Below are 21,474 nucleotides of genomic sequence, written 5' to 3' on the forward strand. Positions count from 1 at the left end.
GTCTGTGGTCGCGGACATGGCGTCGGTGGTGGTCGGCAGGGCGTCAGTGGTCATCGATGTGCTGGGCCATCGCTTCCGGGGTCCGCAGGGTGAACAGGTCACGGATCGTGAGCACGGGTCCGTACTCGCGGCGGAGCAGCCCGACGAGCCGCACCGCCAGCATGGAGTGGCCGCCGAGGGACACGAAGTCGCTCACCGCGCTCACCTCGTCGTCGTCCAGGTCCAGTGCCTCGGCGAAGAGTTCGCAGACGACCCGCTCGGTCCCGGTCCGCGGGCCGCGCTCCCCCGCCCTGGTGAGCGCACCCAGCGGCTTGGCCTCCGGGAGCGCCTTGGTGTCGGCCTTCCCGTTCACGGTCAGTGGGATGCGGTCGACCCGGGCGTAGTGCGTCGGGCGCAGGAAGTCCGGCAGCCCGGCACCGGCCTCGGCGGCGACCTGGGCCAGGTCGGCGCCGTCCAGTACGAGGTAGGCGGCCAGCCGGTGGGCGCCGTCGACCTGCGGGTCGGGCTCGGCGACCGCGGCGGCGAACCGCACCGCCGGGTGGGCGGCGAACGCGGCCTCGACCTCGCCGAGCTCGACGCGGTGGCCGCGGATCTTGACCTGCTGGTCGGTGCGGCCGAGGTAGGTCAGGTTGCCGTCGGGCCGGCGCGCGACCAGGTCCCCGGTGCGGTACATGCGCTCGCCGGGCCGGCCGAACGGACAGGCGACGAACCGGTGCGCGGTCTGCGCGGGCTGCCCGAGATAGCCGCGGGCGATGCCGACACCGGCCACGTACAGCTCGCCGGGGACACCGTCCGGCAGCGGCCGGAGCCACGGGTCCAGGACGTACACGTCGGTGTTGTCGATGGCCACCCCCACCACCGGGTCCTGGCACTCGAAGGTGCCGATGCCGAGGGTGTTGATGGTGTACTCGGTGGGCCCGTACAGGTTGTAGCCGACCGTTCCGTCGGTGCCGGCGAGCCGCTGCCACAGTGCCGGGGTGACGGCCTCACCGCCGAGCAGCACCAGCGCCGGCCTGCGTGCCGGGTCGTCGAGCAGGCCCTCGGCCACCAGCTGCTGTGCGTAGGACGGCGTGACGTTGACGACGTCGATGCCGTGCTCGAGGCAGTAGGCGACCAGCCGGGGCGCGTCGCGGCGCAGTTCCTCGTCGCAGATGTGCACCTCGTGTCCGTCGGCGAGCCAGAGCAGCTCCTCCCACGACATGTCGAAGGCGAACGACACCGTGTGCGCGACACGGAAGATCCGGTGGCCGTGCCGGGCCAGCACCGGTGCGAAGATCCGCCGCTGATGGTTGATCAGCATGTTGGTGAGTCCGGCGTACTCGGTGACCACGCCCTTGGGCTTCCCGGTCGAGCCGGAGGTGTAGATCGTGTACGCGGGGTGCCGCAGCCGGTCCGGGTCGTCCGGGGCGAACGTCACGAACGGTTCGGCGGCGGGCAGCGGGCGGTCCAGTTCGATCAGGTCGCCGGTCAGCCGGGACGCGACCGGGCTCACGGTGAGGATCAGCTCCGGGCGGGCGTCGTCGAGGATCGCGGCGATCCGCTCGTCCGGGTGGTCCAGTTCCAGCGGTACGTAGGCGGCACCGGTGCGCAGGACGGCGAACAGGGCCACGATCGAGTCCGGGGAGCGGGGGACGGCCAGGCCCACGGTGGTCTCCGGGCCGATGCCTCGCCGGGCGAGCACTCCGGCCACGGCGCGGCTGCGGTCGCGGAGTTCGGCGAAGGTCAGGGTGCGGTCGTGGGCGACGAGTGCGGTGCGCTCCGGGTCGCGGTCGGCGGCCCGGTCGAAGCGGTCGACGACGGTGTCCGTGCCGACGCCGGTGCGTGCGGCGGGCTCGGGCTCGGCTCCGAGGCCGGGCAGGGCGCCGACCGGTCCGGTGCTGCGGGCCAGGTCGTCGAGGACACGCAGATAGTCGTCGAGGAGGCGCCGGGCACGGCCGGTGTCGCCGTCGCGGTGCTCCAGTTTGACGGTGAGCCGGTCGCCGGGCGTGACCACCCAGGTGAACGGATAGTGCGTCGAGTCGTCGGCGCGCACCGAGGTGATGCCGTGCCGGGCGTTCATCTCGGCGAAGGCGTCCAGGTCCAGGAAGTTCTGCAGGACGAACAGGCTGTCGAAGAGGGTGTCGTGGCCGCCGGCCCGCTGGATCTCGCCGAGCCCGAGGTGTTCGTGGTCCATCGCGGCGACCCTGGCGGTCTGCACCGCGGACAGATAGGCGCCGACGGTCTGGTCCGGCCGGGGCCGGGTCCACATCGGCACGGTGTTGAGCAGGACGCCGACGACGTCCGGCAGGTCCTCGCCCTCGCGGCCGGAGACGGTCACGCCGAACACGGCGTCGCTGCGTCCGGTGCGGGCGCCGAGCAGCAGGCCGAACGCGCCGGTCAGTACGGTGTTGAGGGTGACGCCGTGGGCGCGGGCCGCGTCCCGGAGCCGCTGTGACCGTGCGGCGGAGAGCGTGCGGGCGAGGGTGTGCGGCAGGGCGTCGGACAGGGCCGGTGCGGGTCCGGCGAGCAGGGTCGGGCCGGGCAGCCCGGCCAGGTGCTCGGCCCAGAAGCGTTCCGCGGGGGCCGGGTCCCGCGCGTCGAGGGCCCGGGCGTGGTCCTCGAAGCTCGGCGTGGCCGGGGCGTGGGCGAGGGGCCGGCCCGCGACGGCGGCCTCGTAGGCGGCGAACAGGTCCCGCAGGACGATCTCGCGGGACCAGCCGTCCCACAGCAGCAGGTGGTAGCTGAGCAGCAGTCCGTCGCCGCCGTCGGGGCGGCGCAGCACGGTCAGCCGGACCAGCGGCGGCTCCCCCGGGTCGAAACCGCGCTCGCGGTCCTCGGTGCGCAGGGCGTCGGCGTCCGCGTCCGTGGCCACGTCGACGGTGCGGACGGGTACCCGCCGGTCCGGGCGGAGGACCTGGACGGGGTTGCCGTCCGGGTCGGTGGTGAAGCCGGCGCCGACGACCGGGTGGCGGGCGACGACGTACGCCATGGCCTCGGCGAGCGCGTCGGGGTCCAGGCGGCGGTCGAAGGTGAAGTGGCTCTGCGCGACGTAGTGTCCCGCCGGGCCGGTCAGCTGGGCCTGGAAGTACAGCCCGCGCTGGAGCGGGGTGACCGGCGCGGTGCGCTCGGCGGTACCGGCGGTGTCGGCGAGGAGTTCCAGGGCGGCGAGCCAGTGTCCGGTGATCGCGTCGGGGATGCCGTCGGCAAGGGTGAAGGCGGCGTGCAGACTGCCGGTGGCCGCGTCCGTCCAGGCGTTGACCTCGACGGCATACGGGCTGACCTGGTCGCCGCCGGTCAGCCGCGGGGCCTGGGACTCGTCACCGCGGCCGAGGTAGTTGAACAGCACCTGCGGGCGGGCGGTCAGCAGCGGCGCGGTCTGCGGGTTGAGATACCTGAGCCGGCCGTAGGCGAGGTGCCCCTGTTCGTCCGGCTGGCGTTCGGCGAGCTCGCGGGCCGCGGCGACCGGGTCGCTGTGCGCGGTGAGCCGCACGGGTGCGATGGAGGTGAACCAGCCGACGGTGCGGGTGTAGTCGTGGTGGGCGCTGACCGGGACCCGGCCGTGGCGTTCCAGGTCGACGGCGAGATCGGTGGGTTCAGGCTGGATGCGGGTGAGTGCCGTGCGCAGCGCGCCGCACAGCAGCTCGGTGAGGCCGGCGCCGAATGCGGCGGGCGCGGTCCGGGTCAGGCGGTCGCTGGTCCCCGGCGGAAGGACGACGGTGGTCTCGCGGTGCTCGCCGATCGCGGGCAGCAGCGCGGGGGCCGCGAGGGTGTCGATCCAGTGCCCGAGGTCGTCGCTCCCTTCTGCGGCCCGGACGGCGACCGCCTCGGCGTACTCGGCGTAGGGGGTGGTCGGCGGCGGCAGGGGGGCGCCGCGCAGGGCGGTGGCCAGGTCGTCGAGGAGGATCAGCCAGGACACCGCGTCGACGGCCAGGTGATGGACGGTGACCACCAGGGTGCGGGTCGCCGCCAGCCAGGAGAAGGCGACGAGTGCTCCGGTCCCGGGGTCGAGCCGGGCGGCGGCCTCGTCGGCCGCGGCCGTCGGGTCGGTCGTGTCGCGTGCGACGACGGTGACCGGGCGGGCGGGCTCGGTGCGCAGGGTCCACACCCCGTGCTCGATGCGCAGCCGCATCCGCAGGGCCGGGTGTGCGGCGACGACTGCGTTCGCGGCGCGCTCGGCGTCTGCGGGGCCGGTGCTCTCGGGGGCGACCAGGGTGCGGGCCTGGGCGAAGCGGGCGAGTGAGCCGCCCAGTTCGCGCTGGCGCAGGATGACCGGGGTCGGCGGCAGCGGGCCGTCCTCCCGGGCGGCGGTGCCGGGCGGCGCCTGACGCTGCGGGACGGTGCCGGGCAGGTGTGCGGCGAGTGCGCGGGGCGTCCGGTACAGAAAGACGTCCCTGGGTGCGATCGGCAGGCCCAGCGCGCGGGCGCGGTTGATCACGGTGATGGCGACGATGCTGTCGCCGCCGGCCCGGAAGAAGTCGGTGTCGCCGTCCACGCCGGCGCCGGGCAGCGCTTCGGCGAACACGTCCACCAGTGCCGCGAGCGCGTCCTCGCCCGCCTCGTTGCGTACCGCGGAGCCGCCTCCGGGCACCGGGGTGTCCAGCTGTGCGGCGCGCGCGGTCAGGGCGCTGCGGTCCAGCTTGCCGTTGACGGTCAGCGGCAGGGCGTCGACCGGGAGCACCCGGGCCGGGACCATGTGCGCCGGCAGTTTCTCCGACAGCAGGGCGGTGAAGTCGCCGGGTACCCGGCCCACGACGTGTGCGATCAGGTGGTCGCCGCCGTCCGCGACGGTGACCGCGGTGTCGACCACCCCGTCGAGCTCCCGGACCGCGGACTCCACCTCGCCCGGTTCGATGCGGAAGCCCTTGAGCTGTACCTGGTCGTCGGCGCGCCCGGCGAACTCCAGCTCGCCGTCGAGGGTGCGGCGGGCCAGGTCGCCCGTGTGGTACATACGGGAGCCGTCGGCGGCGAACGGGTCCGCCACGAAGCGGCCCGCGGTCAGTCCGGGCCTGCCGAGGTAGCCGAGCGCCACCTGGTCGCCGGCGACGTAGACGGCGCCGACCCGGCCCGGGGGCACCGGCCGGAGCCGGTCGTCGAGCAGGTGGGTGACCAGCCCGGGTATCGGGCCGCCGATCGGGCTGGCGCTGCCGCCGGGGGCGAAGTCCTGGTCGGTCAGCACCCGGTGGGTGACGTGGACGGTGGTCTCGGTGATGCCGTACATGTTGACCAGCTCGGGCCTGCGGGTGCCGTACCGCTCGACCCAGCCGCGCAGCCGCGCGGGGTCCAGGGCCTCCCCGCCGAAGATGATCCGGCGCAGCGTGGTGACCGGCTCGTCGGCGTGCCGGTCGGCCTCGACGAACTGGTGGAAGGCGGACGGCGTCTGGTTGAGGACCGTCACCCCGCGCTCCCGGACCAGCCGGTGGAAGTCGACCGGGGAGCGGGTCAGCGCGTACTCCGGGACCAGCAGTTCCCCGCCGTGCACCAGTGCGCCCCACAGCTCCCAGACGGCGAAGTCGAAGGAGTACGAGTGGAACTGGACCCATACGTCCCGTGGTCCGAACTCCATGTCCGGGCGGGTGTTGCGGAGCAGGGTCACCACGCCGGCGTGCGGGACGACGACGCCCTTGGGCCTGCCGGTCGATCCGGAGGTGTAGATCACGTACGCGGGGTCGTGGGGGCCGGGCCCGGGTCCGGTGGGGGCGGCGGCCGTGGGTTCGTCGCCCTGCACGAGCACCCGGGCCCGCACGCCCGCCCTCGCCAGCAGCCGGGTGAAGCGGTCGCGCTGGTCCCGGTCCACGAGGACGACCTGCGGTGCGGCGTCGGCGAGGATGTACTCCAGCCTCTCGTCCGGGTGGGCCGGGTCCAGGGGTACGTAGGCGCCGCCCGCGGTGACGACCGCGATCAGGGCGACGACCTGTTCCGGTGAGCGGGGCACGGCGACGGCGACGCGCCGGCCCGGCCCGGCTCCGGCGGCGCGCAGGACGGCGGCCAGCGCGTCCTTGGCGTGGGCGAGCTCGCCGTAGGTCAGAGAACGGGTGCCGCCGTCGAGGGCGCACTGGGTGACGGCGGTGGCGGCCGGGTCGCGGCCGGCGGCGGCGTCGAACAGGGCGCCCAGGGTGGTCGGGGCGCCGGTCGCGGCGGGCCGGGTGCGGTCGGCGGCGAGGGCGTGGACGGGGGTGTCGGGGCGGGTGAGCAGGGTGGTGAGGGTCCGGGTGAAGATGTGCAGCATGTCCCGTGCGCTCGGCTCGCGCAGCAGGGCCCCGTCGTGGATCAGGTTGAAGCAGGGGCGGCCTTCGGCCGTCCGCTCCACCACCAGGGTCAGCGGGTAGTGCGGGGCGCCCTCGTTGGCGATGCTGGTGATGACGACGGTGTCGTCGGGCCCGCGCAGCGCGTCGAGGTCGGTGCTGACGTCGAACACGACCAGGGTGTCGAACAGCGGCCCGGTGCCGGTCCGGCGGCCGATGCGGGCCAGGGAGACGTGCTGGTGCGGCAGGACGGTGCTCTGGTGTTCCCGGACCGCGGCGAGCAGGTCGCCTGCGGTGTCCGAGGCGGCCCACCGGGCGCGTACCGGGATGGTGTTGATGAACAGTCCGACCATGTTCTCGATGCCGGGCACGTCCGCGTCGCGCCCGGAGACCGTGGAGCCGAACACCACGTCCCTGCTGTGCAGGATGCCGCCCAGGGTGACCGCCCAGGCGCTGTGCACGGCCACGCTCAGCGGTACGCCTGCCGTCCGGGCCGCGGCGTCGAGGTCGTCCGCCGGCTCCACGGCCGTCTCCGCGAACCGGTCGGAGGGGGTGTGGCCCTCGGCGACCAGCGACGGGCCGGGCAGTGCTGCGAGCTCCTCCCGCCAGATCCGGTCGCTCTCGTCGTCGTCGCGTGCGGCGAGCCGGCGTGCGTGGTCCGGGAAGCCGCCGATCGGGTGCACGGTTCCCGGCACGTGGTACTCGGCCATGAGGGTGCGCAGCATCGGCGGCACCGACCAGCCGTCGGCGACGATGTGGTGCACGGTCTGCACCAGGACGTGCCGTTCGGGACCGGTGCGGATCAGCGTGTACCGCATCAGCGGGCCGGCGGCCAGGTCGAAGCCGGCGCGGCGGTCGCGTTCGGCGAGGTCGTGGAGCTCCTCGTCGGTGATGCCGGGCCGGTCCAGGGTGGTGAAGGGTGGTTCCAGGTCCGCGTCGAGGACGGAGACCACACGGCCGTCGGCGAGGGACACGAACCGCGCGGCCAGGTTGGGGTGGAGGGTGAGCAGCCGGGTCGCCGCGCGGGCGAGCCGTTCGGGCTCCAGGTCGCCCTCGAGGGTGAGCAGTTGCTGTTCCACGTAGGCGCCCGCCGACGTGTCGTCGTACACGGAGTGGAAGTACAGGCCTTCCTGCAGCGGGGTGAGCGGCAGGACGTCCCGCAGCGCGGGGCCGTCCAGGGCGTCGACGTCGGCCTGGGTGAGCGGCACCGGGCGGAAGTCGCTGGGGGTGTGGCCGCCGGTGTCCAGTGCGGCCAGCCCGGTGAGCGCCTCGCGGAAGTGGTCCCCGAGGGCGGTGATGTCGTCGTCGGTGAACAGGCCGTCGGGCCAGGAGACGCTGGTGGCGAGTTCGTACTCGCCGGACGTGGCGGGTTCGGCGATGGCGTTGAACTCCAGGGCGCGGGGCAGCCGCATCCGAGGGTCGCGGCGCTCGCCCAGCTGTCCGGTGGCGCCGGCGAGCCGCCATTCCCCGGCGGCGCCCGCGTCGTAGCGGCCGAGGTAGTTGAAGAGCACCTGCGGTGCGGGCGTGTCGAACCGCTCGCCGTGCAGATGGCGCAGGGCCCCGTACGACAGGCCGTTGGCCGGTACCCGGGCGAGGTCCTCCTTGACCGCCTTGAGTGCGGCGGTCAGATACGCCGGGTCGGTGAGGTCCGCCGCCCGGCCGGGGTCGACGGTGACCGGGAACAGGGTGGTGAACCAGCCCACGGTGCGCGACAGCTCGGGCTCGAAGCCGGCGGAGTCGGCGACGAACCCGGCCTCGCGGCCGTGGCCCTCGAGTTCGATGTGCGCGAACGTCTGGTCCTGGCCGCGGTCGCGGCGCCATCGGGCGAGGGCGACCGCGAGCGCGGTCAGCAGGACGTCGTTGACGCGTGCGTGGAAGCGGGCGGGTGTCTCGCCCAGCAGCGCGGCCGTGACGGCGGGGCCGACCCGGAGGGTGCGGACCCGCTCCCGGGCGACGGTGTCGGCGGCGGACAGCGCGCGCCTGCCGAGCGGCAGGTCGGTACCGGGCAGCGGGCGCCGGTAGAAGTCGCGGTCGGCGTCGAAGGGTGTGCTGCCGAGCAGTTCGGTCCAGCGCCGGAACGAGGTGCCCGTCCCGGGGAGTTCGACGAGCGTCCCGGAGGAGTACTGCCGCCAGGCCGTGGCGAGGTCGTCCATCACGATCCGCCAGGACACCCCGTCGACGACCACATGGTGGACGACGAGGACCAGTTGGCGTGCGGCGCGGCGCCAGACGGCCCGCAGCATCGCTCCGCGGTCCGGGTCCACGGCGTCGGTGGCGAGGGCGACGCACTCGTCCAGCGGCCGGTCGCTGTGCTGCCACAGGCCGGCGTCCGGACGGCCGGGCTCCGGGATGTCGAAGCTCCAGCGCTCGCCGCGCACCAGCCGGGCGCGCAGCATGGGGTGCCGGGCGAGCAGTGCCGCGAGAAGCGTGTCGAGGGCGTCGGGGGTCAGCTCGGCCGGGGTGTTGAGCACCACGGACTGTACGAACCCGTCGACGGCGTCGGTGGTCTCGCCGAGCCACTGCACGACGGGGGATCCGGCGACGGGGCCGGTGGGGATGTCGCCGGTGTCCACGGCGGTGACGTCGTCACGGCCGGCCACCGCCGCCAGTGCTCCCACCGTGCTGTGGGAGAAGATCTGCCGCGGTGTGACGTGCAGTCCGGCGTCGCGCAGCGCGGTCAGCAGCGAGATCGCCAGGATGCTGTCGCCGCCGAGCTGGAAGAAGTCCTGGTCGACGCCGACCTCGTCCAGGCGGAGCACCTGGGCTACCGCGGCGCACACGGCGCGCTCGGCGTCGGTGGCGGGCGCGGCGAGCGGGCCCGTGGCGGTGGCCGGCTCGGGCAGGGCGCGCCGGTCGAGCTTGCCGTTGGCGGTGAGCGGGAACGCGTCCATCACCACGATGTGCGCGGGCACCATGTACTCGACCATGTGGTCGGCGGCCCAGGCCCTGACCCGGTCGGCCCGCAGATCCTGGTGGCCGGCTGCCGGGATCACATACCCCACCAGGTAGGTGCCGCCCGCGGTGTTCTGCCTGGCGACGACGCAGGTGTGCCGTACGGCGGGATGCTCGGCGAGGGAGGCCTCGACGTCCTCGATCTCCAGCCGCATGCCGCGGATCTTGATCTGGTTGTCGGCGCGCCCGAGGAAGTCCAGGGACCCGTCCGGAGCGAACCGGGCGAGGTCGCCGGTGCGGTACAGCCGGGATCCGTCGTCGGCGAAGGGGTTGGCGACGAACCGCGACGCCGTCAGGCCGGGTGCGCCCGCGTAGCCGCGTCCCAGCAGGAGCCCGCCGACGTACAGTTCGCCGCCGACACCGACCGGGACCGGGCGCAGCTCGTCGTCGAGCACATAGAGCTGGGTGTTGGGGTTGGCCCTGCCGATGGAGGTCGACAGGCGTTCGGCCGCGCCCCGGTAGACGACGTGCGAGACGCCGATGGTGGTCTCGGCCGGGCCGTAGCCGTGGTAGAGGGGGATGTCGAGGCGGGTGCGGAACCGCTCGTACAGCTCCGGGGTGAGCACCTCGCCGCCGCACCACACATGCCGCAGGCTGTCCAGCCGCCCGGAGTCGCCGGCCATCTCCAGCAGCACGTCCAGCATGGAGGAGACCAGGTAGGCGAAGGTGACCCGCTGCTCGGCGATGACCCCCAGGAGGTGCTGCGGGTCGCGTTCGCCGCCGGGCCGCAGCACCACCAGCCGGGCGCCGCAGACCAGCGGCAGGAAGATCTCGTTGAGGGAGATGTCGAAGGACAGCGGAGCCTTGAAGAGTGACGCGTCGTCGGGGCCGAATCCGAGGATCTCGTGGACCTGCCAGAGCAGGCGCTCGCTGATCGCCTCGTGCCGGATCATGGCGCCCTTGGGCCGGCCCGTCGAGCCCGAGGTGAAGATGACGTAGGCGAGGGCGTCGCCTGGGACGGTGATGCCGGTCCCGTCGGTGGGGTGGGAGGCGAACCGCCAGTCGTCGAGGTCCACGGCTATGGCGTCCGGTTCGCCGGGCCGGTGCGTGCCGGAGGCGTCCAGCTGGACGGCGACGCGGGCGTCCTCGATGACCGCGGCCCGGCGTTCGGCGGGCCACCGGGGGTCCAGCGGTACGAACGCGCAGCCCGCCTGGACCACGCCGAGCAGCCCGATGACCATCTCGGCGGAGCGGTCCAGCGAGATGCCGACGACCTGTTCGGCGGTGAGGCCGCGGTCGAGCAGATGGTGGGCCAGTTGGCTGGAGAGCTCGGCGGCCTGACGGTAGGTCAGGCTTCGGTGCCCGTCGACGACGGCGACGGCGTCGGGCCTGGTGCGCGCCTGCTCGCGGAAGAGTTCCGCGATGCCGGGGCGGTCGCGGTCGGCCCGGGTGTCGTTCCAGGCGGCCAGTGCCTCGAGCCGCGCCGCGGTGTCGGAGGGGCCGACGGTGCCGAGGGGGCGGTCGGGGAAGTCGGCCAGGTCCTCCAGGGCCAGTCCGGCGTCGGAGAGGGCGACGTCCTCCGGGACGGTGATACTACGGCCGTCGGCGCCGATCCGCCAGTCGCCGGGGCCCGCACCGCCGTTGTCGGCCCAGCCGAGGACGTCGGCGAAGAGCGTGCCGGGGGTCAGTTCGATGCCGTCGGGGCTGCGGCCGGTCGCCCAGTACGACAGGGCGACGGCGCATGCGGCGGTGACGGTGCGGTCGGAGTACTCGCCGATGCGGCGGCGTACGCCGGCCAGGCGTGCGGGATCAAGCTGCACGACACGAGCGCTCGGTTCCAACATCGGCGACTCGACGCCCCTTCCAGGTGCGAACGTTCATCCGTCTTCCGGGTGCGGAGGTGGTTCCGGTCTCAACGCGGGTGGTGATCGCCTTGGCTGCCTTCTCGCCAGGCCTGCCACAGGCGTGCGTAGCGGCCGCCCAGGGCCGTCAGTTCCTCGTGCGTCCCCTGCTCCACGACGCGGCCGGCGTCCAGTACGGCGATCCGGTCCGCGGCCATGGCCTGGGTCAGCCGGTGCGCCACGAACAGGGTGGTGCGGCCCGCGCATGCGGCCAGCACGGCGCGCTCCAGTTCGGCGGCGCCCTCGCTGCCCGCCTCCGCGGTGGACTCGTCGAGCACGACCACCGGCGACGGGCTCAGCACCAGCCGGGCCAGGGCGATCTGGGCGACCTTGGTGACGTCCAGGCGCTCGCCACCCTCGCCGACCGGGGTGTACAGCCCGTCCGGCAGCTCCTGGACCCACCGGTCGGCGCCGACGGTGCGCAGTGCGCCGGTCAGTTCGGCTTCGGTCGCGCCGGGCGCGGCGAGCCGCAGGTCGTCGGCGAGCGGCCCGGAGAACACATGGGTCTCCTGGGTGAGGATGCTGACCAGCGCCCGCGCCCCGGCCTCGTCCAGCCCGGCGAGGTCGGTCGCCCCGATGCGCACCGACCCGGCCTGCGGCCTGCCGATGCCGGCGATCAGCGCGGCCAGCGTCGACTTGCCCGCGCCGGTCGCCCCGACCAGGGCGAGGGAGCCGCCGGCCGGGATGGTCAGGTCGACCTCCCGCAGCACCGGCTCGCCGGAGCCGGGATAGGTGAAGGTGAGCCCCTCGACGGTCACCGGGTACCGCGCGGGGCCGTCCGGTGCCGCGGGCGCGTCGCCGACGAGGCGTTCCTCGGCGGACTCCCCCAGCACTCCGACCAGCCGGGTCAGGCTCGCCCCCGACTTCTGCGCCTCGTCGAAGGTGAACATGATGGAGCCGAGCGGGGTGAACAGCTTGTGGAACAGCAGCGGGGCCGCGGACACCTCGCCCAGGCTCGCGGCGTCGGCCTCCAGCAGGGCGTAGCCCACGACGACGATCAGGGTGAGGCCGATGAACTCGGCGCGGTTCTCCCTGCCGACGAAGCGGCCGAAGATCCGGAAGACGTCGATGCCGAGGTTGCGCACCCGCCAGGACTCGTGGGTGACCTGTGCGCGGAAGTCCGCTTCGAGCCGGTAGGCGCGGACCGTGTCGATGCCGTCGAGGCCGCTGATCAGGGCCTGGGCGCGGTCTGCCTGGGCGGCCCGCTGCTGGCGGTAGAGCGGGGCGGACCTGGGCAGGTACCAGCGCAGTGCGAAGGCGTAGGCGGGCAGTGCACCGGCGCCGGCCAGGCCGAGCCGCCAGTCCAGTCCGAACATGCCGACCGTGGCGATGGCGACCAGGACGCCCGCGGAGAACACCGTGGGGACGGCGGTGCGGATGCCCTTGGAGATGACGGCGACGTCGTCGCCGACCCGGGAGAGCACATCGCCGCGGCCGACCTGTTCGATCCGGGCGCTGGGCATACCCAGGACCGCCCGGACGGCGCCTTCCCGCAGCCGGGCGAGCAGATCGGCGCCCAGTCGTCCGACGAGGTAGGTGGAGGCGGCGGTGGCCACCGCGCCGAGCAGGGCGGCGGCCACCAGGAGGACACCGGTGGTGACCAGGACGGAGCGGGACTCGCCGGCCACCACCCCGTCGACCACGCGGCCGAGCAGGAGTACGGGGAGCACCTGGAGCGCCGCCCCGGCCACCGTGGTGAGCGCGGTGGCCAGGGTCAGCCAGGGCGCTTCGCGGCAGTGCGCCGCGACCCATCGGGCGGCCTCGCGGCCGGTCGTGGTGCGCAGCGTCGCGGGTGCGACGCGCGTGACGGTGGCGCTCACCCTGTGACCAGGGCGGGCCGGGGACGGGTTCGGGTGTCCGGCATGGTTCAGCCGACCGACTCGACGATCTTGTCGATGGCGTAGGGCAGGGACAGCAGGGTGCTCTGGGACATGGCGGCGCCGACCGCCGGGCCCTCGCTGTCCAGCAGGTACGACACCTTGCCGTCCTTGACCGCGGTCAGGTTGGCGAACAGCTCGAACCTCTTCAGCTCCGCCTGGTCGGCCCGGTCGTTGATGACGAAGATGCGGTCGACGTCGACGAGGTCGATGCGCTCCGGGGAGAGCACGGTGTAGAAGCTGCCGTCCGCGATCTCGTCGATCTCGGTCCGGCCCTTGAAGCCGATGCCGGTGACGATCCGTCCGCGGACGTCGGTGGTGGTGAACGGCGCGACCGAGTCCTTGTACCAGGACAGGGCGACGGCGGTCTGGTCGGCCCACTCGGGGTGTGCGTCGCGGGCGGCGTCCAGCTTGTCCTGGATGCCCTGGACGAGTTTCTCGCCCTCCGCCTCCTTGCCGAGGGCCTTGGCGATGTGCACGGCGTTGTCCTGCCAGGGGGCGCTGAACGGCTCCTTCTCGGCCTTCGTGCGGCCCACGGTCGGGGCGATCTTGGAGAGTTTGCCGTAGGCCGCCTGGTCGATCTCGGAGTAGACCGCGATGATCAGGTCCGGCCGGAGCGCGGCGATCTTCTCGTAGTTGGGGCCCGAGTCGCCGTTCTTCATGACGACCTCGGGGCGGGTGTCGCCCCACTCGTCCTTCACCCACGGCCACTGGGTGTTGATGTCGGGGCTCTGGCCGGGCGGGTTCGGGTACTGGTCGACCATGCCGACCGGCTTGGTGCCCAGCGCCAGTATGGCCTGGTCGTCGGTGTAGCCGACGGAGACGACCCGCTCGGGGGCCTTGGTGATCTCCGTGGAGCCGAAGGCGTGCTCGACGGTGACCGGGAATGCGCCGGCGGCGGCAGCCGGGGTGCTGTCGTCGCCGTTGTCGTCGGACGAGTCGTCGGAGGAGCCGGAACCGCATCCGGCGAGGAGGCCGATACCGAGGGTGGCGGCGGAGAACACCGACGCCACCCGCCGCCAGGAGGACTTCACACGTGCCGTTCGATGGAGAAGCATCCGCAATTTCCCTTGCTGTCGCGCTGTCACCACTGCGGCCTTGCCCGAGGGCAGGCAAACCTTACCTCGCCCAACTGAGGTAAGCCTAGCCTTAATTACTGGTCACATGTGCCGGCTCCGGGGCGGGCTGCACATGGGCGCGCCCGATCGGCACGACGAGCGGCCGGTCCCCCACCGGATCGTCGATCACCTTGGCCTGCAGGCCGAACGCGTCGTGCAGCAGTTCGGCGGTGATGACGTCGCGGGGGTGCCCCTGGGCCAGGATCGACCCGTCCTTCATGACGACGAGGTTGTCGCTGTAGCGGGTGGCCAGGTTGAGGTCGTGGAGCACCATCACGACGGTGCAGCCGGACTCGTGCAGATCGTCCACCAGGTCGAGGACGTCGATCGCATGGGCCAGATCCAGGTAGGTGGTCGGCTCGTCGAGCAGCAGCAGGTCGGTCCCCTGAGCCAGCGTCATGGAGATCCAGACGCGCTGGCGCTGGCCTCCGGAGAGCGAGTCGACGGGGCGGTCGGCCAGGTCGGGCACCCCGGTCATGGCCAGGGCCCGCTGGACGACGGCGGCGTCGTCCGAGGACCACTGGCGCAGCCAGCTCTGGTGCGGGTGGCGCCCCCTGGCGACCAGGTCCGCCACGGTCAGACCCTCCGGCGCGACGGGCGCCTGCGGCAGCAGACCGAGCTTCCTGGCCACGTCCCTGGTCCTGAGCCGCGCCATGTCCTGCCCGTCCAGCACCACCGTGCCCCTGGCCGGTCTCAGCAGCCGGGACAGAGTCCGCAACAGGGTCGACTTCCCGCAGCCGTTGGGCCCGATGATGGTGGTGATCACCCGGGGCGGGATCGTCACGTCGAGACCGTCGATCACCGTCCGGCCGCCGTACCCGACGCGGACGTCCCGCGTCGCCAGCCGTGCGGCGTCCTCGCCCCCGGACGCCATCGCGGCGATGTGCTGAACGACCACGACCCCCCCTTTGTTGAGGTTTGCCTAACCTTTGTACCACCGGCTATCTGAGGTTGGCCCGCACCAGCAGACAGACGAGGAAGGGCCCGCCGATCGCGGCGGTGACCACCCCGACCGGGAGAGAGACCGGCAGAGCGGTGCGCGCGGTCAGGTCCGCTCCGATCAGCAGCAGCGCGCCCGTCAGACCGGCGGCCGCCATCGGCGGTGTCGGGCACCGGACCAGACGCATCGCCACCTGCGGCGCCACCAGGGCGACGAAGGGGACCGGTCCGGCCGCGCTCACCGCGACGGCGGCGAGCAGCACGGCGCACAGCAGCAGCACGGCCCGCACCAGGGAGTAGCGGACGCCGAGGCCTGCGGCGATCTCGTCGCCGAAGTGCATCGGTTTGAACTGGAAGGCGACGCTCGCCACGACGGCCAGCAGGGCGAGGGTGCACCACAGGGCCACCCGGATCTCGTCCCACGACCGGTTGTCCAGCGAGCCGACCAGCCACGTCTGCGCCCGGGCGACGTCCTTGATGTCGGCGCGGACCAGCAGCCAGGTCGTGATCGCCTCCATCACGGCGCTCACCGAGATGCCGATGAGGATGAGCCGGAACCCGTCGATCCCCCGCCGCCACGCCAGGAAGTACACCAGCAGCCCCGTGCCGAGGCCGCCCGCGAGCGCAGCCGCGGACAGCCCCACGGCGCCGGCGATCGCCGTGGCCGCCCCGCCCGACGCCGTCACCAGGAACACCGCGACCGTGCCCGCACCGGCGGTGATCCCCAGCACGTCCGGGCTGGCCAGCGGATTGCGCGCGATGGACTGGGTGATCGCCCCGGACACCCCCAGCGCGAACCCCACGACCAGCCCGGCCAGCGCCCGCGGCATCCGCAGGTCCATGATCACGAACTGGTCGACCGGCTCGCCCCCGCCCAGGATCACGGCGATCACCCGGGGCAGGCCGATGGGGAAGTCCCCCACGCCGATGGAGAGACAGAACGCCAGGAAGGCGGCCGCCGCCAGCAGCAGCGTGACCAGGACCATCCAGGGCCGCCACACGAACGACACCCGGCCGAACCGCACCCCCGGTGCCACCTCCGGCGCCGCACCGTCAGCCCCGGCCGGCGTCACCGCCCGCTTCATCTCCGCGCCGCTCATGTGTTCTTGAACTTTCCGCGCCAGACGAGACCTGCGAAGAACGGCGCCCCGAGGAGTGCGACGACGATGCCCGCGTCCAGCTCGCCGGGCCGGACCACCACGCGCCCCACGATGTCGCAGACCAGCAGGACGACGGCGCCGAGCAGACCCGCGTACGGAACCAGCCAGCGGTAGTCGGGGCCGGTCAGATACCGGGCCACGTGGGCCACCATCAGGCCGAGGAAGGCGATCGGGCCGCACGCGGCGGTCGCCGCGCCGGCCAGCAGGGTGACGGCGGCGATGCCGACGGTCCGGCTCAGGGCGGTGTTCACCCCCAGCGCCCGTGCCACGTCGTCCCCCAGGTTGAGCAGGTTGACGGCGGGCAGTGTGGTCAGCGCCAGCACCAGGCCGACCGCGATGAACGCGGTGACCGGCCGGATGACGTCGAACCCCGCCCCGGCCACCGACCCCGCGTTCCAGAACCGCAGCGCGTTCAGCGACGCCTGGTCGGACAGCGCGACCGCCGTGGTCACCGCCGCCAGGAACACGGTGACCCCCTGCCCGGCGAGGGCGAGCGTCAGCGGATTGCCGGCGCCGCGGCCGATGCTGGCCAGCCCGAACACCACCGCACCGGCGAGCCCGGCCCCGAGGAAGGCGGACCAGACGTACTGGAAGGGGTCGGTGAGCCCGAACACGGCGATGGCCGTCACCACCGCGAACGAGGCGCCGGAGTTCACCCCGAGCAGGCCGGTGTCGGCGATCGGGTTGCGGGTGTAGCCCTGGATCAGCGCCCCGCCGATGCCCAGGGCGATGCCGGCGACGATCGCCAGCACCGTCCGCGGCACCCGTACGGTCTGCACGATCAGCCTGATCTCGGTGAGCCGCTGGTCGGGGTCGGGTGCCGCGAACAGCCCGTGCCACACCTCGGCCGGGCCGAGCGCGCGGGTGCCGACGGCCAGCGAGACCGCCGCGGCGGCCACGAGGATCCCCGCCAGAATCCCGAGGCCCACGACACGGCGTCGTCGGGCCGCCGTTGCCGTCCCGGGTGCGGGCGCGGGGCGTTCCACTGCAGTCGTGCGCATGTCGCGGTACGTCATCCCTTCGATCGCCGTGCCCACCGCCCGCCGGCCGCGCTCCGCGTGCTAGCGGGCGGTGCTGCCGGTCCCGTCGGCGACCGTGCGGGCCTCGTCGGAGGCGGACTTCAGGCCGCGGTCCAGAAGCGAGTCGAGGATCTCGCCGACCCTGACGGCGGTGTTCGACAGCAGCGACGAGGTGATGCCGTGGGTGTGTTCCGTGCCGCCCTGCAGATAGATGCCGCAGCGCAGTGCGGGGTCGGTCGCGACGCGGTAGTCGCGGTCGACGCGGACCCGGCCCTCGGCGTCGCGCAGGCAGCGGTCGGCGACCTCGCCGAGGAGGGCGAGCGGGTCGGCGGGGCTGTAGCCGGTGGCGAAGACCACGACGTCCGCGTCGAGCGGGGTCTGCTCCCCGGTGACGAGGGACTTCACGGTGGCGCGCACCCGGTCGGGCGTCTCGACGACACCGGTCAGCCGGGAGACGTTGAGGAAGCGCAGCCGCTCGGTGCCGAGGACCTTCTCCTGGTACATCTGCCGGTAGAGGTCGTCGATGAGGTCGATGTCCACCACGGAGTAGTTGGTGTTGCCGTGGTAGTCCATCAGACGGCGTTTGACGCTCTCGGGTGCGGTGAAGAACTCGTCGACCGCGCCGGGGTCGAAGATCCGGTTGGCGAAGCCGCTGTCGTCGGCGGGGCTGTAGCCGTAGCGGGAGAAGACGGCACAGATCTCGGCACCGGGGAAGCGGCGGTGCAGGTGCGCGACGTTCTCGGCGGCGCTCTGGCCGGCGCCCACGACGATGAACCGGGACGGCGGGGCTCCGGTCAACCGCTCCAGCCTGGAGAGCAGTTCGGAGTTGTGCCAGATGCGGGCGCCGCGGTCCACGCCCTCGGGCATGAGGGGGCGCAGCCCGGTGCCGATGACGAGGTTGCGGGCCCGGTGGAGGGCGAGCCCCTCCCCCGTGCGGACGGTCACGTCCAGGTGCTCCACGACTCCGTCACGGACTACGGGCGCGACCCCGACGACCTCGTGGCCGTAGGAGACCATGTCGTCGACCTGCGCGGCGGCCCACTCGAAGTAGTCGTGGAACTCCACCCGAAGCGGGAACAGGTTCTTGTGGTTGATGAAGTCGACCAGCCGTCCCCTGCTCTTCAGGTAGCACAGGAAGCTGAACTCGCTGGCCGGGTTCCGCAGCGTCACCAGGTCCTTGAGGAAGGACACCTGCATGGTCGCGTCGTCGAGGAGCATCCCGCGGTGCCAGCCGAAGCGCGGCTGCTGCTCGAAGAACCGGGCGGTGATCGCTTCGGGCCTGCCGACGCGTGCGTTGTGCTCGCTGAGTGCGATCGCCATGGCCACGTTGGACGGCCCGAAGCCGATGCCGATGAGGTCGTGGATGAAGGGGGCGTCGCCGGGACGAGCCTGTGCCATGTCACTCCCAATCATGCGAGGGCGGCTGCCGCCGGGACGGGCGGGAGCCGTTGGTCGAGCATCGGGAAGTACGCAAGCCGGGCATGCCGAAGAGCCACGGCTCAAACTTAGGTAAGGCTAAGCTGATGCCCGAATCCTGTCGATAGACAAAGCGGACACCGGGAAGCGCCGACACCCTCAACGCGCCCCGGAACAAGGCCCATTGCACACTTAGGTAAGCCTTGCTTTACTGATCTCGTCCAGTCCCGGTCTCGAGGAGGAACCGCATGCGGGTCGTCATGTTCGGCTACCAGACGTGGGGGCACCGCACCCTGCAGGCCCTCCTGGACTCCGAGCACGACGTGGTCCTGGTCGTCACGCATCCCAGGAGCGAGCACGCCTACGAGAAGATCTGGAGCGACTCGGTCGCCGACCTCGCCGAGGAGCACCGTGTCCCGGTGCTGATCCGCAACCGCCCGGACGACGACGAGCTGTTCGAGCGGCTCCGCCAGGCCGACCCGGACGTCATCGTGGCCAACAACTGGCGGACCTGGATCCCGCCGCGCATCTTCGGCCTGCCCCGGCACGGCACGCTGAACGTGCACGACTCGCTGCTGCCGAAGTACGCCGGCTTCTCCCCGCTGATCTGGGCGCTGATCAACGGCGAGCCGGAAGTGGGCGTCACCGCGCACATGATGAACGACGAGCTGGACGCCGGGGACATCGTGCGGCAGGAGGCGGTGCCGGTCGGACCGGCGGACACCGCCACCGACCTCTTCCACAAGACGGTCGACCTCATCGCCCCCGTCACCATCGGCGCGCTGGGCCTCATCGCCTCGGGGCAGACCGAGTTCACCCGGCAGGACCGGTCCCGGGCGAGCTTCTTCCACAAGCGCTCCATCGAGGACAGCCGCATCGACTGGTCCTGGCCGGCGGAGGATCTGGAGCGCCTGGTCCGCGCCCAGTCCGAGCCGTACCCCAGCGCCTTCACCTTCCACCAGGGCAAGCGGCTCGAGGTCCTCGCCGCGGTGGTTTCCCAGGGCCGCTACGGCGGCACGCCCGGGCGCATCTTCTACCGGGAGGGCGACGGCGTGGTGATCGTCGCCGGTGCTGGTGCCCGGACCGGTACCCATCGCGGGCTGGCCCTCACCCGGGTGCGGACCGAGGACGGCCGGGAGCTGCCCGCGACGGAGTACTTCACCTCCATGGGCGGCTATCTGACGCACCGCCCCTGACCCGCCCCGCGGCCGGCGGGGCGGGTCAGCCGATCCTGGCGCCGTAGACGTGGTCGACGGTCATCGTCATGAGCACCCGGCGGTCGGAGACCATCACCGACCGGTACTCCTCCCAGTCCGGGTGCTCGCCGGCGGCCAGCCGGTAGTAGCCCACCAGTGCCTCCACCTCGGGGCCGTGCGGGTCGGAGCCCGGTCCGGTGAGCGTCGCGACGCCCTCGGCGGTGGCCCAGGAACGGCCGTCGGGGGCGGTGACCTCCAGGGTGGCGCGCGGGTCCCGCCGCAGGTTGGCCGTCTTGGCCCGGCCCTCCGTCATCGATACATGGACGACTCCCGCGTCCGTGTCGTAGAACGGCATCACGGGGGACATCTGCGGTCTGCCGTCCGACTTGATCGTCGCCAGTACGCCGAGCCTGCTCTCCGCGAGCAGGGCGCGGGCGTCGAACGGGGAGGTGGTCATGGGCGCACTCACTCCTGACGGGTCGACGGACCGGCGGTCGACGGACCGGCGGGTTGCGCAACGCGGCGACCATCGCAGCGTAGCCGCCGGCGGGTCATTCCGCGGTGAGGGCGAGCGCGCCGTCGGGCTCCAGTGTCACGTGCACACCCTGGCTGATCCCGGCGAGCGTGGCACGGAGCCAGACCCGGTCCGCGTACTGCGCGTGCCGCAGCCGCATCCGGCGGACCCGCAGCGGCACCATGCGCAGGGCGGTCAGCCGTCCGGTGCCGGTCTCCAGGGAGACGAGGTGGGCGAGGCGGAGATCGTCGCGGTACTCCTCGTACCCGGAGATGCCCTCGTAGTCGTCGATGAAGTCGCCGCAGCCGTACAGGACGAGCCGGTCGCGGTACACCTCGACGGGGCGGGGGTGGTGCGAGGAGTGACCGTGGACCAGGTCGACGCCGCCGTCCACCAGAGCGTGGGCGAAGCCGGTCTGGTCCCGGGGCACCTGGTAGCCCCAGTTGGAGCCCCAGTGCACGGAGACGACCACGATGTCGCCCGGTCTCCTCACCTGCTGCACCCGCCGGACCAGGGGCTCGGCCGCCGCGGCGGTCGGCTCGGCGAGATAGGCGAGACCGGACCGGTCCGGGGCGGCCGCCCAGCCGGGCGGAATGCCGCTGGAGAGCATGCCGACGGCGAACACCAGGACGCGGGCGGCCCCGGCGACCGGGACCACGGCCGGTTGCTGCGCAGCCGCCGCGTCCCGCCCGGCTCCGGCCACCCGCAGGCCGGCCGCGGCGAGGGCGCCGAGGGTGTCCGCCAGGCCGCGGCGGCCGAAGTCCAGGACGTGGTTGTTGGCCAGCACGCAGACGTCGGGCCGGGCCACCGTCAGGGTGGGCAGGTTCGCCGGGTGCATCCGGTAGTGCACCGCCTTGCCGGGGGCGAAGTCGCCGTCGGCGGTGACCGCGGTCTCCAGGTTGAGGATCCGGGCGTCGGGGGCGGCCCGCTCCAGCACCTCCAGAGCCTCGCCCCACGGCCACGCCGGGCCGACCGGCGCGGGAATCGGGCCGGCGGCCTGCTCGGCGAGGTCCACATAGGTCCGGGCGTCGCGCACATGCTCCTCGCGCAGCTCCGGATCGCCGGGGTGCGCGAGGATCTGGTCGACTCCGCGTCCGAGCATCACGTCGCCGCACAGAAACAGCGTCACGACGCGGCGGCGGTGGTCGTGGTGCCCGCCGGACCGGGGATCTCCCATCGTCCCGCCTCTCTCCCCACCCGACTACCCCACGGCTCGGCGGG

Annotated in this window: 10 protein-coding genes; 1 reads left to right on the forward strand and 9 read right to left on the reverse strand. The window is 73.0% G+C overall.

The window, feature by feature from the left end:
- Window positions 1-43: 43 nt before the first annotated feature.
- From V5O46_RS24660 to V5O46_RS24690, 7 genes are all read right to left on the reverse strand, one after another.
- Window positions 44-10,957: a non-ribosomal peptide synthetase gene (locus V5O46_RS24660; RefSeq protein WP_332886869.1), complete on the reverse strand. Its 10,914-nt coding sequence runs from the start codon at window positions 10,955-10,957 to the stop codon at window positions 44-46.
- A 68-nt stretch (window positions 10,958-11,025) separates the two neighbouring features.
- Window positions 11,026-12,834 (reverse strand): ABC transporter ATP-binding protein, encoded by a 1,809-nt coding sequence (locus V5O46_RS24665; RefSeq protein ID WP_332886870.1) that lies wholly within the window; start codon window positions 12,832-12,834, stop codon window positions 11,026-11,028.
- 47 nt (window positions 12,835-12,881) lie between these two features.
- Window positions 12,882-13,949 carry an iron-siderophore ABC transporter substrate-binding protein gene (locus V5O46_RS24670; protein WP_332886871.1) on the reverse strand — a complete coding sequence of 356 codons (1,068 nt, stop codon included), beginning with the start codon at window positions 13,947-13,949 and terminating at the stop codon, window positions 12,882-12,884.
- A 91-nt stretch (window positions 13,950-14,040) separates the two neighbouring features.
- Window positions 14,041-14,883 (reverse strand): ABC transporter ATP-binding protein, encoded by an 843-nt coding sequence (locus tag V5O46_RS24675; RefSeq protein ID WP_332886915.1) that lies wholly within the window; start codon window positions 14,881-14,883, stop codon window positions 14,041-14,043.
- 67 nt (window positions 14,884-14,950) lie between these two features.
- Window positions 14,951-16,048, reverse strand: a complete 1,098-nt coding sequence (locus V5O46_RS24680; protein ID WP_332886872.1) for a FecCD family ABC transporter permease — start codon at window positions 16,046-16,048, stop codon at window positions 14,951-14,953.
- On the reverse strand, window positions 16,045-17,109 hold the full coding sequence (locus V5O46_RS24685; protein ID WP_332886873.1) for a FecCD family ABC transporter permease: 1,065 nt from the start codon (window positions 17,107-17,109) through the stop codon (window positions 16,045-16,047). Before V5O46_RS24685 ends, V5O46_RS24680 begins: the two co-directional genes overlap by 4 nt.
- Before the next feature lie 60 nt (window positions 17,110-17,169).
- The gene (locus tag V5O46_RS24690; RefSeq protein ID WP_332886874.1) at window positions 17,170-18,525 is read right to left on the reverse strand and encodes a lysine N(6)-hydroxylase/L-ornithine N(5)-oxygenase family protein; all 1,356 of its coding nucleotides are present in this window, start codon (window positions 18,523-18,525) and stop codon (window positions 17,170-17,172) included.
- Window positions 18,526-18,791: 266 nt separating this feature from the next.
- Between V5O46_RS24690 and V5O46_RS24695 the strand changes: the two genes are divergently transcribed.
- Window positions 18,792-19,739: a methionyl-tRNA formyltransferase gene (locus tag V5O46_RS24695; protein ID WP_332886875.1), complete on the forward strand. Its 948-nt coding sequence runs from the start codon at window positions 18,792-18,794 to the stop codon at window positions 19,737-19,739.
- A 25-nt stretch (window positions 19,740-19,764) separates the two neighbouring features.
- On the opposite strand, the gene V5O46_RS24700 is transcribed toward V5O46_RS24695, so the two are convergent.
- Entirely contained in the window at window positions 19,765-20,196 is a 432-nt protein-coding gene (locus tag V5O46_RS24700; RefSeq protein WP_332886876.1) for a PPOX class F420-dependent oxidoreductase, read from the reverse strand.
- A gap of 94 nt (window positions 20,197-20,290) precedes the next feature.
- On the reverse strand, window positions 20,291-21,430 hold the full coding sequence (locus tag V5O46_RS24705) for a CapA family protein (RefSeq protein WP_332886877.1): 1,140 nt from the start codon (window positions 21,428-21,430) through the stop codon (window positions 20,291-20,293).
- Window positions 21,431-21,474: the final 44 nt, after the last annotated feature.

The sequence above is a fragment of the Streptomyces poriticola genome, assembly GCF_036689765.1.
In the GTDB taxonomy this organism is placed as follows: domain Bacteria; phylum Actinomycetota; class Actinomycetes; order Streptomycetales; family Streptomycetaceae; genus Streptomyces; species Streptomyces poriticola.